The organism is Marinobacter aromaticivorans (genome assembly GCF_002806975.1).
GTDB lineage: Bacteria > Pseudomonadota > Gammaproteobacteria > Pseudomonadales > Oleiphilaceae > Marinobacter > Marinobacter aromaticivorans.
The window spans coordinates 13,027-29,163 of the sequence record NZ_NIHD01000022.1; the positions used below are offsets into that span (position 1 = coordinate 13,027).

At 54.6% G+C, this 16,137-nt stretch carries 10 protein-coding genes; 1 reads left to right on the forward strand and 9 read right to left on the reverse strand.

The window, feature by feature from the left end; translation table 11 throughout:
- Window positions 1-183 precede the first annotated feature (183 nt).
- From CDH48_RS18285 to CDH48_RS18320, 7 genes are all read right to left on the reverse strand, one after another.
- Window positions 184-630 carry a MarR family transcriptional regulator gene (locus tag CDH48_RS18285; protein ID WP_100690141.1) on the reverse strand — a complete coding sequence of 149 codons (447 nt, stop codon included), beginning with the start codon at window positions 628-630 and terminating at the stop codon, window positions 184-186.
- 697 nt (window positions 631-1,327) lie between these two features.
- Window positions 1,328-1,606, reverse strand: coding sequence for a hypothetical protein (locus CDH48_RS18295; protein ID WP_100690143.1), 279 nt, complete (start codon window positions 1,604-1,606; stop codon window positions 1,328-1,330).
- A 109-nt stretch (window positions 1,607-1,715) separates the two neighbouring features.
- Entirely contained in the window at window positions 1,716-3,806 is a 2,091-nt protein-coding gene (locus CDH48_RS18300) for a bifunctional diguanylate cyclase/phosphodiesterase (protein WP_100690144.1), read from the reverse strand.
- A gap of 3 nt (window positions 3,807-3,809) precedes the next feature.
- Window positions 3,810-4,430 carry a biliverdin-producing heme oxygenase gene (locus CDH48_RS18305; RefSeq protein WP_100690145.1) on the reverse strand — a complete coding sequence of 207 codons (621 nt, stop codon included), beginning with the start codon at window positions 4,428-4,430 and terminating at the stop codon, window positions 3,810-3,812.
- A gap of 523 nt (window positions 4,431-4,953) precedes the next feature.
- Entirely contained in the window at window positions 4,954-7,518 is a 2,565-nt protein-coding gene (locus CDH48_RS18310) for a bifunctional diguanylate cyclase/phosphodiesterase (protein WP_100690146.1), read from the reverse strand.
- An 805-nt stretch (window positions 7,519-8,323) separates the two neighbouring features.
- Window positions 8,324-8,749 carry a type II toxin-antitoxin system VapC family toxin gene (locus CDH48_RS18315; protein ID WP_100690147.1) on the reverse strand — a complete coding sequence of 142 codons (426 nt, stop codon included), beginning with the start codon at window positions 8,747-8,749 and terminating at the stop codon, window positions 8,324-8,326.
- A complete protein-coding gene (locus tag CDH48_RS18320; RefSeq protein WP_100690148.1) occupies window positions 8,749-9,003 on the reverse strand; it encodes a type II toxin-antitoxin system Phd/YefM family antitoxin in 255 nt (84 codons plus the stop codon). The genes CDH48_RS18315 and CDH48_RS18320 overlap by 1 nt, the downstream gene beginning before the upstream one ends.
- 523 nt (window positions 9,004-9,526) lie before the next feature.
- On the opposite strand from CDH48_RS18320, the gene CDH48_RS18325 reads away from it, so the two are divergent.
- Window positions 9,527-10,069, forward strand: a complete 543-nt coding sequence (locus tag CDH48_RS18325; RefSeq protein WP_227521176.1) for a 3'-5' exonuclease — start codon at window positions 9,527-9,529, stop codon at window positions 10,067-10,069.
- A 271-nt stretch (window positions 10,070-10,340) separates the two neighbouring features.
- Here the strand turns inward: CDH48_RS18325 and CDH48_RS18330 are convergent, their stop codons facing one another.
- Together CDH48_RS18330 and CDH48_RS18335 are read right to left on the reverse strand one after the other, a co-directional pair.
- Window positions 10,341-15,143 (reverse strand): DEAD/DEAH box helicase, encoded by a 4,803-nt coding sequence (locus CDH48_RS18330; RefSeq protein WP_100690149.1) that lies wholly within the window; start codon window positions 15,141-15,143, stop codon window positions 10,341-10,343.
- A 23-nt stretch (window positions 15,144-15,166) separates the two neighbouring features.
- Window positions 15,167-15,775 carry a recombinase family protein gene (locus CDH48_RS18335; protein WP_100690150.1) on the reverse strand — a complete coding sequence of 203 codons (609 nt, stop codon included), beginning with the start codon at window positions 15,773-15,775 and terminating at the stop codon, window positions 15,167-15,169.
- Window positions 15,776-16,137 lie beyond the last annotated feature (362 nt).

Here is a 16,137-nt window from a genome sequence, read left to right on the forward strand (position 1 = left end):
TGGTCGCCGGCCAGAAATGATGAGACGGTTGCCCGCACAATTTGTTCAATCTGTTCAGTATAAACTGAACGTAACACAATTACTGATTAACGGCTAGCCGTGATGGAATGGTTCTGCACCGGTGGAATGTGCGGAACGCTCCAACTCTAATCTTGTCGCTCGCGCTTGAAAAATGTCTCGGGTTCAGGAAATTTTGAGGTTGGCGGAATTTTCCATAACCCGCTCAAAAACACGCAGGGCGACTTCCAGGTCGGTATTTTCAATGCCTTTCAGCATCTCCTCTCGCAACACATTCGCCCGCTCATTCAGATCGCTCATAAAGCGCTCACCGGCATGGGTAAGATACAGCAGCCTGGCGCGCCGATCACGCTCACTACGCCGGCGTTCAATCAGACCCTGCTCCTCAAGGCTGTCAAGCAGGCGGACCAATGTCGGATTCTCGATGGTCATCAAGTGGGCTAACTCCCGCTGGGTCAATCCTCCACCACCACGCTGCAGGCAGATCATGGTGAACCAGCGAGCCTGGGTAACCCCCAGGTCTTTCAGGCGCTCATCCAGCAACTTGCGCCAGCGTCTTGCTACCCGGGCATTGATGAAAGGAAACTGATCTCGAGGGGTTTGTGGGTCCATGTCACTGTCCTGCTATTGATGATTCAGTAACAGTAAATCGTAAGCTAATCATTGAGGCAAACGTAAGTCACACATTGATCAGGGATCAGGCTTGCGCCAGATCAATAGGCAACATCACGCGGATTCCGAGGCCAGCTAAGGAGCTTTTCCTTCCACTGAGACAGGTAACTCGCCGCTTCTTCAGAGACAGGAGGCCTTCAACGTACTGTCGCCCTGATAGACACCCTTGCTGCCGGGACCGGCAACCGGCTTAAAAAACTGGCGCCGAGCGCTCCGCAACGCCGTAGCATCTTCACTCGACACCCGCCGGGGCTTCGGCACGGCGTCTTCCAGGCAATCCGCATCCGCTAAGGTCAGTCCCCAGTCGAGTAGAGTCTGCGGGGCCGACAACAAGGCCAAGTTCCTTTTATCGGCCAGAATGGCATGAACTCGAGGTTGGGTGACCGACAACCGGTAGTTCAATAGGTTGAGAGTGTTTTTGGGCTATTTTTCACGTTTGTCTGCCAACCCTCTAATCGGGCCCAGCCGTTGAAGCCTTGGCAGCGTTAAGCAGCGTTCGATTTTCCATAATCTGAGATTATGCGCAGCGATATTCCGCATGATCGGAATGTAAAAGACCCCCGCAGCAAGTGCGCCGGCCCCGTACACGAGCATCAATCCCGCCGTTTGTTTAATACGAACCGTTTTCCAATCTAACTTAATCGTTAATCATCTGGCTAAGATACGCGAAAACCTCTCTGGCAAAAGCCGGCGCAGATTCCTTGGCTTCGGACATGCTCTGAAAACCAGAACCTACCAACCCGAGAAAATGAAGCTCGAATACATCGGGTTCATCATCCGACTTTTGAATCGCCATCATTTCCTGGCCAGCAAATCGAGCATATTGAATAAGCTCCGGGTCTCGCCCATACCAGTCTTGTTGCGGAGCTTCGAGGGTTAACTGGCCCGCAGGGCCGATCTCTATCTCAATGTTCATGTAGCTTGCCTCCAGCTTCCGTTCTCCAATGGTTATCTAGTGCTCGTCACATGGATGAGCCCGGTGATGCCCGGGGTGACAGTCTTGCTTTTGCTCCAGCGGCCTGTCTTTATCGCCGTTCACTATAGAATCGGTAGGCGTTACGGCCCTCGTTTTTGGCCTGGTACATGGCCATGTCGGCGTGGTGCATCAGCATACGGAAGTTATCCCCATCAGCTGGGTAGACCGAAATGCCCATGCTGAAAGTGACATTGAGAACCTCTCCTTCCAGCTCGAACGGGCAGGAGAACGCCTGAAGCACTTTGTCGGCAATGAGGCCGGCATCCCCGGGGGCGTTGAGTTCGTCCAACAGGATTGTAAACTCATCGCCGCCAAGCCGGGCCACGGTATCGGCGTGACGGACAAGGTTCTGAAGTCGCTCGGCCACAGCCTGAATGATTTTGTCGCCCGCGCGATGCCCAAGGGTGTCGTTGATTTGTTTGAATCCGTCGAGGTCCAGGAACAACAGCGCCATACTCTGGCAGTACCGCTGTGCACGGGCGATACTGACTTCCACTCTGTCTTCAAGCAATCGCCGGTTCGGCAGGCCGGTCAATGCATCTGTCTGCGCAAGCCTCTGCAAGCGCTGGTTAGCATCGGTGAGGTTGGCATTCAACTGGTCGATCTCCCGACTGAACAAGACCATAGCCAGGTCCTCGCCGAGATCCAACGCGGCGCGTCGTTCCACCTCTGTCCATGGCTCACTCAGTTCCTCTACAGTTTCTGTCCAAGCGACGAATGAACGCCTTGGGGTCAGGAACAGTTTGCCCTCTGGACTCCGCTGTGCCTGATCCTCCGGGCGGCCTGCCCAGACTCGACTTTGCTTTTGCCCGGATCTGAAAAATAGCAACCAGCCATTTTTGTTCCCTGTCATGGGCAACCTGACTGCGAGCAGGCCACAAGCATCGCCTTGATCGGACCAGTTGCCGAGATCGCTACGCGCCAGCGAATGGGTGTGCCAGACGTGATGCCCTTGCTGGCTGGCAAAATACTCTGCAATCCGGTCGAGGCTCTTGCCCGTTGGTACGGCCCCGAAATGGAATCGCTCACCGCCGGAAAAAAGCGCCAGGCCGCTCGCTTTGAAAAGGGTCAGCCAGTTATCGCCATACCTCTGTAAAAGGGCTTTTAGCGTGGGAACTTTGCCGGTGTCGCGGATCAACATCAGCTCACGGCTTTCACGGATTTGCTGGCGAAAACGGGAGTCGAGTCGCGCTTGAAGCAGCATCAGACGTGATGCCGCTACTTGAGCGAGCACTGTAATATCATCTCGCATTGCCGGTGACACCACCCTGGGCTGATGCCCATGGCAGGCAAGCAGTCCCCACAGTCTGTCCTCGTCGTGAATCGCAATCGACAGGGCAGCACCTACCCCCATGTTCTGGAGGTACACCAAGTGGATGGGCGAGACGGCCCGCAGATTGCCAAGGGAAAGGTCCAGAAGCGCCGCTTCAGCCGGATCTGCCTCTGGCACCAGGGGCACCGAAGTCGCGGTTGCATCAGGGATACTGCGCATCGGGTTGATGCTGTACAGGTGTCTGACCTGTGCCGGTATATCGCTTGCGGGAAAGTGATGCCCCAGGTAACTGTCTGCTTCGGGCGCACGGGACTCTGCGACGACACGGCCGTGATCGTCGTCATCGAACTGGTAAACCATCACCCGCTCATAGCCGGTCAGTTGCCTTACAGTCTGCACCAGACTTTCAAGCAGTTGTTCCGGAGAGTCTGCGGCACTAACTTGCTGCACCCAGGCACTGCGACTGGGTAACTGGTCATCTCTGGCGTCGGCCTTCTGCAGTTCCAGCTCAATCACAATCCTTTGCCCACTAATGTAGTGCCGCGCGGAGAAGTTGCGCTCAACACCCCGAACTGAAAGGCGAACCAAGGACACGCTGACCGGAGGGACATCGGCGTCATTGGACCTGGAACGCAATCGTTGTACAAGCTCCGTGCCCAGTAGCTGGACGGGATCCTCCGTCAGGGCATCGGCAGGTGTGATGCCTAGAATATCTTCAAGATTGGCACTGACCTGGCATATCTGTTCTAGTGCCAGATCAGTGCTGATCAGCCCCCCATTGGGTTGAATGGCATTGGGGCTATGCACGGGTTCCCGGGCACAATCCTGAAGGGCAGCTTCAATCTCGCTCTTGGTGTAGTCGGGCATGGATCAGACCCTTTCAGTGGTGCTACCGGCGTTCAAACGCACCAGCAGATTCTCAAAAGCCGCTATCGCGCCATCAACGACCTTGGAGTGGCCGTAAGAACCCTGGCACGTTTTCATCAGCGTTTGGAACAGCCGCCAATTGTTTCGAGTGTATAAATGGAAGTATCGTGCACCAAAGGTTTCATTAAGTCCCAGCGCCCGTGACACTCTCGGTGCAATGACCCGCCCACCCTGGTTGGCACCTTCCAGTACATACAGCCAGCCCAGAATGTGCTCCGGCGCCTGAAGCACCGACGAGCCTAGAACATCAGGCTCTACCGCCAGTGCAAAGCCGTTGGCATTAAGGTCGTGTAAGTGCTCAGCCAGTAGCTGGGACCGAGGCTGATACCGGTACTGCACTGACCCGGCCACTGTGCCGGCGATTAGCCCATAGGTAAGCCCAGGCTCGCAGGCTTGATAAAAGCTACGAAAAGCCTGCAGCACCCGGATATAAGCATGTTGATCAAGCTCCGGATGCAATAACGCTGCGAGCAGCGGATGTCGCTCTACACCAAGGTGGGATGCTTGGGTAGCCTCCCTCAACCTCTTATGCAGTGAGCCAGGCAGGTGTGGAATCGGGTTCATCTGCGATACACGATAAGAGCTCTTGTGGTACCTCCTCGTTAGCGCTTGGTAAGACGAGTTCTAGTCCGCTAATAGCGATTCCCGGGAGGACGTCATTTGGCTTAAACTCTATGCTTTCGACCCCGGGGAGAGGCTGACATCAGGGCCGGCATCAAGCCAAAAGACTTTACCAATGAGTAGGGTGAGATGGTATACAGTGCCTGAAGATTTTATAATGTTTTTCATGTATCAAAAGGTAATCTTTTAGATGGTGCCTCGGATTGGTGGCATGTGAAGACTGGAAAGTAGTCGCCAGATCCCCATTGATGGCCAACCTATCCCAGCTACCTCTTAAATAGCCCCAACGGGCGGCGGAAATGGATCGCTTACCCCGCTCCTCGTAATTCAGTCCACTGTGGCAGGATGTTTGAGCCGGGCGCACTATTCAATATCGGCTGAGCACTCTTCCCTCTGCTTGTCTTTTGCAGTTGAGGCTCTGAGTCCAGTGAAGTCGTGTTTACATCGAGTATCGTCATGTCGCGGGCTACACCGGCAGGAGATCAGGCAGCTTTTTCAACTCTGCCAGAGGCATTGGCCGGGCAAACAGATACCCCTGCAGGATATCGCAGTGCCGGCGGGCCAGGTCGTCTTGCTGTTCCCGGGTTTCTATCCCTTCTGCCACCACGATCATATCCATATGATGGGCCATGGTAATGACCCCCTGCACGATGGCGGCAATCCGGTGATCGGTTGTGGTTTTCGCCACAAAACTTCGATCGAGTTTTACCTTGTGGGTGGGCAGATCCCGAAGATAGCTCAGGCTGGAGAAGCCGGTCCCGAAATCATCCAGGGCCACACGTACGCCGAGGGTTTTGAGGGTTTCCATCAGCTCGATCACAGGCTCCGCCCCGTCCAGAAGAACGCTTTCAGTGACCTCCAGTTCCAGCAGTTGTGGCGCAAGGCCCGTTTCTGCCAGTACCCTGCGGACGTCATCCAGGAAGCCGTCACGGATGAACTGCAACGATGAAATGTTAACTGCGACACGTAGGCCCCTTTCCCGCTGAGCGTTGAAGTCTGCGATTTCTATGCAGGCCTGTTTGAGGACCCAGAGGCCGAGGGGGACGATCTGGCCGGTCTGCTCGGCCAGTGGAATGAACTCACCGGGCGAGATCATCCCCCTGACGGGGTGGTGCCACCGCACCAACGCTTCGACACTGCGCATGCGTCCAGTGATAGCGTCCACTAGGGGCTGGTAGTGGATTTCAAACTGGTTTTCATTCAGCGCGGTGTGAAGGTCATGCCTGAGCTTCACGCTGTGCCGGCTGCGCTCGGCTTTCTGGCCACTGTGCCATTGCCAGGTGTTTCTGCCCTGACGCTTCGCCCGCTCCCGGGCAATGTCGGCAAACTGGAGCAATTCGTGAGGGGCGTCCAGAGGGGTGCAGTTACAGGCGATCCCGATACTGGCGCTGATGTGAACCATCTGGCCATCCACGTCGATCGGCTGTGCAAGTCGCGCCAATATTTGTTCTGCCTGCTTAATAACCTCGTTCCGGTTCCTGTAAGCGGGTATCAGCAGGCCAAACTCATCGCCGACCAACCGGGCAACGGTCGCCTCGGGTGCTGTCAGGTCCATCAGCCGCCGGGCAATGGTTATGAGTACCTGGTTGCCGACATGGTGCCCCAGTTCGTCATTGATGGGCTTGAACCCGTCCAGGTCCAGATACAGGACTGCTACCGCGCCACGCCCAGCATCAGCCATCAGTGCGTCACGCAGCGTCCCTTGAAAAGAGGCCTCATTGGGCAAGCCGGTCAGCAGGTCATGGGTGGCCTGGTAGGTAATATGAGCTTCCTGCTCCCGTTGGTAGGTTATATCCTGATGAGTGCCAATAAGGTGAGTGCATCGGCCGTCATGGTCGAACACCGGACTGATCCGAAGGTGATTCCAGAATGGCGTACCGTCCTTTCGGTAGTTGATCAGCTCGACATTGACCTCGGTTTGATGATGCAGCCCCTGCCGTATGGTTTCGAGCGCTTCCGGGGCGGTGTCTTCTCCCTGAAGAAAACGGCAGTTACGCCCTATGACTTCGTGGTGAGGATAACCCGTCATTTCAGTAAACGCGGGGTTGGCATAGACCACCGGCATGTCTGGACTGCGTGCGTCCACCATCAGCATACCGTTGGGATTTGCTTCAATGCCACGCTTGAGTAGGTGCAGGTCCGCATCCTGGTGTTTGCGCTCGGAAATGTCGCGGCAGAGGCCGTAGACGCCGACAATCTCACCCTGGATGATGACCGGGAACTTGGTGACCTCCAGAAAGTAGGGGTGGCCGAAGGCGTGAGTGCCTATGGTTTCGTAGGTGATGACTTCACCGTTTCGAGCTCTGTCGAATGCGGCCTGGGTCTGTGCGTGGTAATCAGGTTCAATGAAGAGGTTGAAGTGACGACCGTGCAGGCTATCCGCAGAATAGCCAGAAATTTTTTCCAATGCCTTGTTACAGCTTTGGAAGCGACCCTCAAGGTCGAACGTGTATACAGCATCGGGATGGTTGTCGAACAGGGTCCGGTGCCACTCGGAGAGGGCTCTATGGTTCTCAGCGTCCCGGTGTCGGAGAATGGCCAGGGCGACCAGGGCAGCGCCCCGGGCCAGGTTGCGTTGCGCACCCACAGTGGGGGTGGCTGGCGCGCGGTAGTAGGTGGCAAAGGTGCCCAGGAGTTCGTTTTTCGAGGTGAAAACCGGCATGGACCAGCAGGCACGGACACCTTCTTCCTCGGCGATGGCATGGAAGCCCGTCCAGCGACGATCTTCTTGAATGTTATCAGTAATCACTAAGTCTTTAGTAAAGGCCGCTGTACCGCAAGTGCCCATGTTCTCAGCCACCTGAATATCCTGCATGGCCTGGAAAAAACGATCTGAAAACCGGTCGCTGGGCATCAGACTTAGGCGGTTGGTGGCCGGATGAAAACGCATGATGGAAACCAGCGCTCCTGGCATCATGCTGCCGACCCAGTCGGCTATGGCGTCCAACGTCTGTTCCAGTGGGTGTTGCTGGGCAATCAGTTCATGGATGTTCTGCTGCGCTTCCAGCACGGAAAATTCAATGTCGCTCATGGTGCGATGCTCTGCTGACAGATGGGGTTCTTCACAGAAAGCCCTTTATGCGCAATCCCAAAGCAACTCTGAGCTGACCGACTGGGGGCAATCCCCGATCTGAATAAGATTATTATGTGTCGAGTATGTCTCGAAAGCCGCTGCACCTAGGCATCGATGCGTATTTGCAGCGTGATTCGTACTCAATGAAGTATTGACAACAGATGCAAAAAAGAAAAAGTTTTTAAGTAACTGTTTGTTAACGTGACCTGCCCCCAACTGTCTTGTCCGGTCGGTCACCCTAATTGTCGCCGAACAGTTAATTGAGTCCTCTTGGGGATGCCCTGCCGTACGCCAGGCCGATATCTACCGAGAACTAACAGATCCGGAGATCATCTGGTTGATTTATTATTCTGTGAATCCGGGTTTTGGGAGTTGGACCCCATAAATAGTGGGGGGAGCTGCAAGCAGACTTGCGGCGGCTGACACGCGCCAAAAGAAAACTCGGATCGGAAATGCCGGTTTACCATAAGGGCTTTCTTATGTGCAGTGGCTTTTCTGAAGGCCGCCCGGTCCTGAAGTGGGTTTCAGGGCACGTCTTTGTGCCGGTTTCATCACACCAACTGATGTGGTGATCGCCGCCCGCCTTCAACTGATTTCATTGCTTTCTGTTTGAGCAGCGCTAACAAGCCTTTGTCGATATGAGGGGGTTCCCGTTAACGTCCCGTCAGGAATTGTGTACGGTTTACACGATTTATCGACCTGGAATTTTGTTGTCATAGTATGGCAAACTCCGACGCCCGATTTCCCAGATCGATTTTTCGTTTTAATGTTGTTCGTCCCATGGGTTTAAGAGCGGCACGCCGGTCGACTGAAAGTCAGATACGTTCCGCGTAACTATCGTCATTCCATGAACAAGCGCGGTTGCCGCAATTAGGCTATCCCTGAAAGGGTTCGGATCCGGCACATGAAGTGCCGCGCTCCGCTGGGCAACGGCTGGATCAACCGACAGGATGCGTCCCGCGAAGGCAGGCAAAACATGCCCTTCTAACCACGCCCGAAAGATACCTCCTTGCGGCGGGTCGCGGCGCTCGGCCAGTAACACGCCGATTTCCAGCTCTTGAACAGTGATGGCTGACAAATACAGATCTTCTGAATCCACGCTATCGGCCCACCGCTCCACGTTCTTGTCGGATCGGCCAGCGCGAATCTTCCGCAATTCAGAAACTACATTAGTGTCAAGAACAAACATCAGGAAAGATCCGCAGGTCGTGCATGTTCACGCGAACGCGGAATCTCAAGGTCAATATCGGCAATCTCCGGCATTGCCAGCAAATCGGCAATTTTTTTGTGGTTTCCGGTAATGCGCTGATAATCCTCGATGCTCATGAGGACGTGAGCCGGACGCCCCCGGTCTGTGATGAAAACCAAGCCATTGTTTGCGGCTCGTTTTGCTTCGCTTGCGCGTTGGTTGAACTCGCGACTTGATAAGGTGGTGATTATCATGGTGACACCTCGCACGCTTGACATATGTAGCTACGTTACTACATGCGCCAAGAAAGAGCAACCTTTCCTCAATAGGGTTTCGTTTTCCCGTGCGCCAAAATCGGCATTTACTCAATCACTACTTTGATTCCAACTTCCTCCACCTTTTAGGCAGCGGCATCTTGCTAAGCATTTTTGCTTTTCATGCGAGCACAAATTGCCCTTGAACATAAACGGAACGCCGAACTGCAAAGCGAGCGGGACAGCCTGGCCGAGCGGGTGGCCGTTCTCGAAGAGGCCGAAAAGACGAGTAATCCGCAATGAGTCCAGATAAAAAATGAGCGTCCTGATCGATCGAGTGTTGTTCAACAACGAGTTGTATCAGAAGCTCACGCCGTGGGAGAGGGACTTTCTGCGCTCGATGTCAGAGGTTTATCGAAAGCGCCGGTCGTTCACATCCAAGCAAAAAAAACGCCGCTCACAAAATTATCGAACAGCGAATTGGGGCAGCGAACCTGGAAGACTGGTTCAACCGGAGGAAATGATGGAAACCGTTTTTTTGGATACCGAAACCACGGGCCTCGATGACGATGCCCAGGTTGTCGAAATCGCCATTGTGGACAGCACCGGGGCGGTGCTTTTTGAGAGCCTGGTGAAGCCGACCGTGCCGGTAGACCCCGAGGCGGCAGCGATCCACGGCATTGGCCCGGAGAGGCTGGCCAGTGCCCCGGCATGGCCAGAAGTTTCAGAGCAGGTGCGGGCGGCGCTGGAAGGCAAAAGGGTGGTTATTTTTAACAGCGACTTTGATCTTCGGATTTTGCACCAGACCGCCGAAGCGCACACCGAAGGCCAAGGCGTCGAAGCCTATGATTTTGCTGTTCGCTGGATTCTCGAACTGGAAACCGAGTGCGCGATGTACCGGGCGGCTGATGTTTTCGGGGCAACCAACCAATATGGCACGATTTCCCTGGTGAACGCGGCGGCCGCCGCTGGCATTGAATTCCAGGGCCGGGCGCATAGCGCCGCAGGTGACGCGGCCACGACTGCCGCGCTTTGGCGTGTGATGGAGAAGCCGATTGAGAGGTGAGCGATAACGATTGAGTTGGCCACAAATTATGGAGGCTTAGGTTATGGTGAAACGTTGTCGTAGCAGAGATCTCTCACAAGTGTTTCAGTAATAACCTATTGGGGTACCTTCTACTATGCGTAAACTGCCCGGGAGTCGTTTGGTCAGGACGGCCAGGGCTCACTGCCGGCAGGGATGCCAGGCAAACGCGACACCTGCCCAGTGGTGTGACGCGCCAGGGAGAGGCCTGGCTTTCTTAATTCCCTCAATGATACTCACCCTTACCTACCACCTATAGAGAAGGTAGAGACTTCACGATCCGAACTGTCTCCACGCTCACCCGGGTCACCTTCCCAATCAGATCCACGATGTACCGAGGGTCATCCGACCATTCGTTCGGGTCATTAACGATCCCGGATTCCTTGTCCTTGGTGATCTGGTAACGATCCAGAATCCATTCCAGGGCTGACTTTCCGTTGACGATGTACTCATGGGCGTCATCCGGAATGCCGCTGAGCGTCAGATGGTCGTTGACCTCGATTTTGGATTTGTCGGGTTTGCGCGCCGAGCCGCCCCACTTCATCTTCCGGACTTTGTAATGGTCGACTTCATCAAGCACCATCCGTTCGCTGTGTTCGGTCAGCGGGAAGGGCTCAATGTCTTCGTAGTTCAGGTGCCAGTAAGCCAGGTCCCGCCCCGCCTTTGAGAAGTCCCAGAACGCCTCTGCATACGGGACCCGGGGTAGGTCTTTCTTCAGGTCAGCGCCATACTTCTGTCGGTACTCGTCCGAATGAAGAAGGCCATAGGCGTAATAGAAGATGTCTTCCTTGGTAATGGACTGATCCTGGTAATGAGTCCGGATTTCCTGAAGCGCATTATCTGTGATTCCGTCGTGGCGAATGTACTCTTCGGCGCTGTTGTTTGAGGCGGTTTCTTCCGAGAACAGGTCGTCCTTTGTACCGGCATCCACCCTGCGTTTTTCGTACCAGTAAAGGGGCAAGCATTGACCATTAGCTAAAACCTGAACATCGGGAATGGCTTCCGATATCAAACAGGAAAAGCCTTTTGACATCCCTGTACCAGTAACCTGAATGGCTATATTGTCGCTTACAACCTGCGGGAAAAGCTTAGATTTGTATCGATGATTGAACTGAGCATCGTAATAAAGCCAAAACTTGCAAAAAGGACGATAGAGAGCATAGCCGATTTTTCTGCCATCAAATGATGCCGGCTTACCTTGCACGAAGTCTTCCAGCAAGCTGCTTGTCCATTTGATCGCAGTTGGATCATTGCCGACTAATTTTTTAGCTGCAGAGATTTTTTCAGAGTTGCCGCCTGACACCTGATGGAGAGCAGTATGTTGCAGTGCAAGCTGGTTGTTGTAATACTCGATGGTCGTTTGGATCTGGTTTTCGAGAGCGCCCCTGCTGAAGTTGTAAACCCACGAATCACGGCTTGTTTCCACACCCCGTGAGCGCACCTCGAATATAGCTTTATTGCCCGTTAGCGGCTTCAACTTCTGAAAATCATCACTCCGCTGATTAATCCAGTCATGGGATTCATTGGGCGCGATTGTCTGCCAGGGAAGCCCATCAATGCTGACAGCATCTTCCGCTATGGCGAGCTTTTCTTCCCGAGACAGGTAATCACCAATATCGTGATAATGGATGGTGCCCGGACCGGTCTGGCGAGCTTCTCGAACCAGAATGGTGATGGCGACAGGCGCTCGGGAGCCGGCATCAAAGACCCCACCGCCTTCCTGTTTCCTTAGTTCGCCTTGAGTACGGGCATTGCCTCTCATGTTGAACACATAGATGTGCGAGAAGTCATCCTGCAGGCACTTACGGAAACCCGCTGTTGCATCGCCATCAATCCAGCCGCCGTTGGTGACGAAGGCCACAATACCGTTGCCATCCCCGCCTTCATCGTTGCCGATCCGGTCGGTGGCCCACCGGTAAGCGCGAATGTAGGAGTCGTACAGGCTGTTTTTATTGGTTGAAAGGGAATGTCGGGCATAGGTTTCCCCAATCCGGTTATCCAGATCACGGTACTTGGCGCCGCCCTGGGTCACTGAGTAAGGCGGGTTACCCACGATCACCTTGATCGGGAGATTGTTCTGTCGCTCGGCCCGGGCGTTGTTCTCCGGCAAGACCACCCGGTCCACCAGGTCATCGGATTCGGTCATCTGGAAGGTGTCGGTCAGCACCATGCCCGGGAAGGACACGAACTCGGCATTACCTCGTGCCCGGAACGCACTTTCGATGTTCACGGTTGCCACATAGTAGGCCAGCAAAACGATTTCGTTGGCGTGAAGCTCCTGCTCAAACTTCCGCTTTACGTCCTCATTGCGGATGAGCTCGGGATGCTGCAACAGCCTTGTGATGAAGGTGCCTGTCCCGGTGAACGGATCGAGCACATGAACCTGCTCATCGGTGAGGCGAAGGCCAAAGTGTTTCTGTAGCGCGACATCGGCGGACTGCAGAATAAAATCCACGACTTCGATGGGCGTATAAACAATGCCAAGCTGGTCAGCCAGGTCTTTAAAGGCGGTTCGGAAGAAGCTCTCGTAAAGGCCTTTAATCAGATCCTGGCGGGATTTCTCGCTTTTCGCCAGCGCGGCCCGCTCGTGGATGGACTCATAAAACGCGGCCAGCTCGGCGGTTTCCGAATCGACCCGATGGCGATCCAGGTGCTCAATGACGCTCTCCATGGAGCGGGAGACCGGGTTCTCATCGACGAATGAACGATCCGGGAACAAAGCCTCAAACACCGGTCGGGTGATCTGGTGCTGAGCCAGCATTTCAACGGCGGCGGCCTCATCGACGGCTGGGTTGATGGTGTCCTGGACCCCCTTCAAGAATTGATCGAAGACCTTGCGCGTGTCCGGGTTCTGGATCAGGTCGTGGATGCGGGCGATGATGCGCTCCGCAATGCGGGCAACGTCTTTGGCCCAGTCGTGCCAGTAGTCCCGGTCTCCCAGTTTCTTGGGGATAGCGGCATAAACGGCTTCCGAAATGTCTTCAATGGGCAGGGGAGGCAGTTCAAGCTCACCTTGTTCACCGGCACTGTCACCGCTCTCGTTACCCTCGCCACCGTCGCCTTCCTCGCCGATCACGGTGACCTTCTTGCGGAACTCCGCTTCATCGACCAGCGATTCATCGTGCGCCCGAAGTGCCTTGATAATCTTCCAGATGCCTTTGAACTGGGCATCCTTCTCGATATAGCTGTTGTAATCCTTCAGCTTTTTGCTGGGAATACCGACGGGCAAGATGATGTAGCCATAGTCTTTACCTTCAGCCTTGCGCATGACGCGTCCAACCGACTGAATGATATCGACGATGGATTCCCGGGTATCAAAGAACACCACGGCATCGAGGGCCGGCACATCAATGCCTTCAGACAGGCAGCGGGCATTGGTCAGTATCCGGCAGCTTTCGTCATCGATGTCCGTCGCCCGCAGCCACTCCAGGGATTGCTGGCGAACCAGTGCGTTCTGGCTGCCGTCGACATGGCGAACCTCGCACTTCAGGGCGTGATCATCGTGGGTATGGCTTTGGTACAGATTGACCAGCGCGGGGAGGTTTTGCTGAATGGTATTCGAGGCCTTGATGGAGCGAGCAAAGGCGACTGCCCGTTGCATGGGCTTTCGGTCAACCGTAGACGCATCTTCTTCACCTTCATCGCTCACCAGACGAACGTCTTTTTTGGCGAGGCCTTTCCAGGTACCCATGACCTTGGACACAAACCGGGTATCAATGGCCTTGGCCTGCTTGTCGTCGCCAAGTTGTGCCTGGTAGGCGTTGGTGACCGAGGGCATCTTGTCCTCATTCACGGCGACCAGGAGTACCCGGTAATCGGTAAGAAGCCCGCGACGAACCGCCTCACCAAAACCGATGCGGTAAAACACGGAACCGTATTTGGATTCATCATCCATGGAGTACAGTTCCGCGTCCTTGTCTTTGGCTTTTTGCTTGGAGGGGTCACCAAAGATGCGCGGTGTGGCGGTCATGTAAAGGCGCTTTCGGCCAGCGACAACCGCATTGTCATGGACCTTCACGAAATCAGAGGCAGGCTCGCCGTCCCGGGTGATGCCGGTGGTTCGGTGAGCCTCATCACAGATGATTAAATCAAACTCGCCAAGCCCCTGTTTTTGGGCATCCGAGACGACCTGGATGGATTGATAGGTCGAGAACACCACGGTACGCCGGTCAGGGTCATTGGCGGCAAAGGTGTCGGCGTACTGAGCCAGTTTGGTGGCGTTGGTGGTGGCCGGGTACGCCAGGTCGTGGGTTTTCAGGTCTTCCTGTTCCCGACCCACTTTGGTATCCGAGCAAATGGCAAACGCATGGAAAGGGGTCGTGGCTTCCGCGGTCCATTCCCGCAGGGTTTGGGCCACCAGAGAGATGGAAGGAGCCAGAAACAGAATGCGGCCGCCTTTAGGCACCAGTGCCTCCGCAAGACGAAGCGAGGTAAAGGTTTTGCCGGTCCCACAGGCCATAATCAGCTTGCCACGATCCTGCTCTTTGAAGCCCAAACGAGTGGCGTCCATCGCTTCTTGCTGGTGATCACGGAGCGTTTTCTTGGGCTTGAGCTTGATGTCAGCCGGGTTCTTTAAGCTGAACTGGCTCCAATCAATCGGGCTTTCATCCAGGTCCTGGACCCGAAGGCGTTCCACCGGGATCTGCTGGTTTTCCAGCGCCTTTTCAGCTTCGCTGCTCCAACGATCCGTGGTAGAGACAATCATGCGGTTGCTGAACGTGCATTCGCCTTCATTGGTGGCAAAGCGCTTGCCCGACGCAGTAAAGAAAGAGTCGAGATCATGCTTCGACAGTGTGGTTCCGGGCAGGTAAAACTTACACTGAATGGCCCAGTATTCACCGGTGGCGCGCTCTTTGGCGACCAGATCAATACCGATGTCCTTACCGGAGCGATCCGGCCACTCTGACCACAACCAAACATCCTCCAGGCGATCGGCATACTGAGGATCCGTGACCAGGTAATTGGCAATCAGGCGCTCAAAGCGATCACCAATGGTGCGATTGTCACGGACGTTCTCGCGTAGCTCGTCGAGAATGTCATGGATTGTTGTAGACATAGCAGCTCCCTGCAGATGAAGGTTCAGGTTTTCCCGGATGCTTTGTTTGAAGGCGGTTGGCCATTATCCAGTTTTGACTGGGCAATTCTTGTTAATGAAGCGTTCAGGGTAGTTCTCGATACGCTGAAGTGCTTCGCTACTTCCTTTTTGGTGATATTGGGATCTGACAACATGGCTGCGGCTTTACGCACATCGGTATCCGACATGGCCGGTTTCCTGCCTCCCTTGCGACCCCGGGCACGAGCTGCCTGAAGCCCCGCCATTGTGCGCTCTCGAATCAGGTCATGCTCAAACTCAGCCAGTGCCCCAAAGATATGAAAGACCAGACGGCCACCGGAACTGGTTGTGTCGATGGATTCCGTCAGGGATTTGAAACCAACACCTCGTTCATGGAGATCCTGGACAATCTCGACCAGATCTTTCAGAGAGCGCGCCAGGCGGTCCAGCTTCCAGACAACCAGAACATCGCCCTGCCGGAGCATACGAAGGCACTGCGACAATTCAGGTCGGTCTTTGAGTGTCCCGGTAAACTTCTCCTGGAAGATCTGTTCGGCCCCTGCTTTCTCCAGGGCATCCACCTGAAGCTCCGGACTTTGGTCGTTAGTGCTGACCCGCGCGTAACCTATGACCATAAAAGGTGCCTTTTCTGTTCATAGATTGTTGTACTTAATTGTTGAACAAGAAACAAGCCAAAATCGGGTATTTTGAGGGATGAATGGGAGCGTCCAACAAACGACCGTTTTCCAGCTATCACGAAGTGCATGCTGGATTTGGATGTATTCACGATTTAGAGGAGTTTAGCACCGCTGCAGCGTGATCCCCGTAACGGCCGGAAAATACAATGCACTCGGCGCCCAGATTTCATTGGCCAACTGCTAGTGTGCCTTAACAAAAGTTCGTCTTATTATTCAGCTTATCGGAAAGACGAGCGATTGATGCAATGATTTGATCCGCTGTTTTGCGCCAGATAAAAGGTTTGGGATCGTCGTTGTAT

Coding starts and splice junctions, on each gene's coding strand:
- CDH48_RS18285 (WP_100690141.1), bottom strand. CDS start 630: ATGGACCCACAAACCCCTCGAGATCAGTTTCCTTTCATCAATGCCCGG.
- CDH48_RS18295 (WP_100690143.1), bottom strand. CDS start 1,606: ATGAACATTGAGATAGAGATCGGCCCTGCGGGCCAGTTAACCCTCGAA.
- CDH48_RS18300 (WP_100690144.1), bottom strand. CDS start 3,806: ATGCCCGACTACACCAAGAGCGAGATTGAAGCTGCCCTTCAGGATTGT.
- CDH48_RS18305 (WP_100690145.1), bottom strand. CDS start 4,430: ATGAACCCGATTCCACACCTGCCTGGCTCACTGCATAAGAGGTTGAGG.
- CDH48_RS18310 (WP_100690146.1), bottom strand. CDS start 7,518: ATGAGCGACATTGAATTTTCCGTGCTGGAAGCGCAGCAGAACATCCAT.
- CDH48_RS18315 (WP_100690147.1), bottom strand. CDS start 8,749: ATGTTTGTTCTTGACACTAATGTAGTTTCTGAATTGCGGAAGATTCGC.
- CDH48_RS18320 (WP_100690148.1), bottom strand. CDS start 9,003: ATGATAATCACCACCTTATCAAGTCGCGAGTTCAACCAACGCGCAAGC.
- CDH48_RS18325 (WP_227521176.1), top strand. CDS start 9,527: ATGGAAACCGTTTTTTTGGATACCGAAACCACGGGCCTCGATGACGAT.
- CDH48_RS18330 (WP_100690149.1), bottom strand. CDS start 15,143: ATGTCTACAACAATCCATGACATTCTCGACGAGCTACGCGAGAACGTC.
- CDH48_RS18335 (WP_100690150.1), bottom strand. CDS start 15,775: ATGGTCATAGGTTACGCGCGGGTCAGCACTAACGACCAAAGTCCGGAG.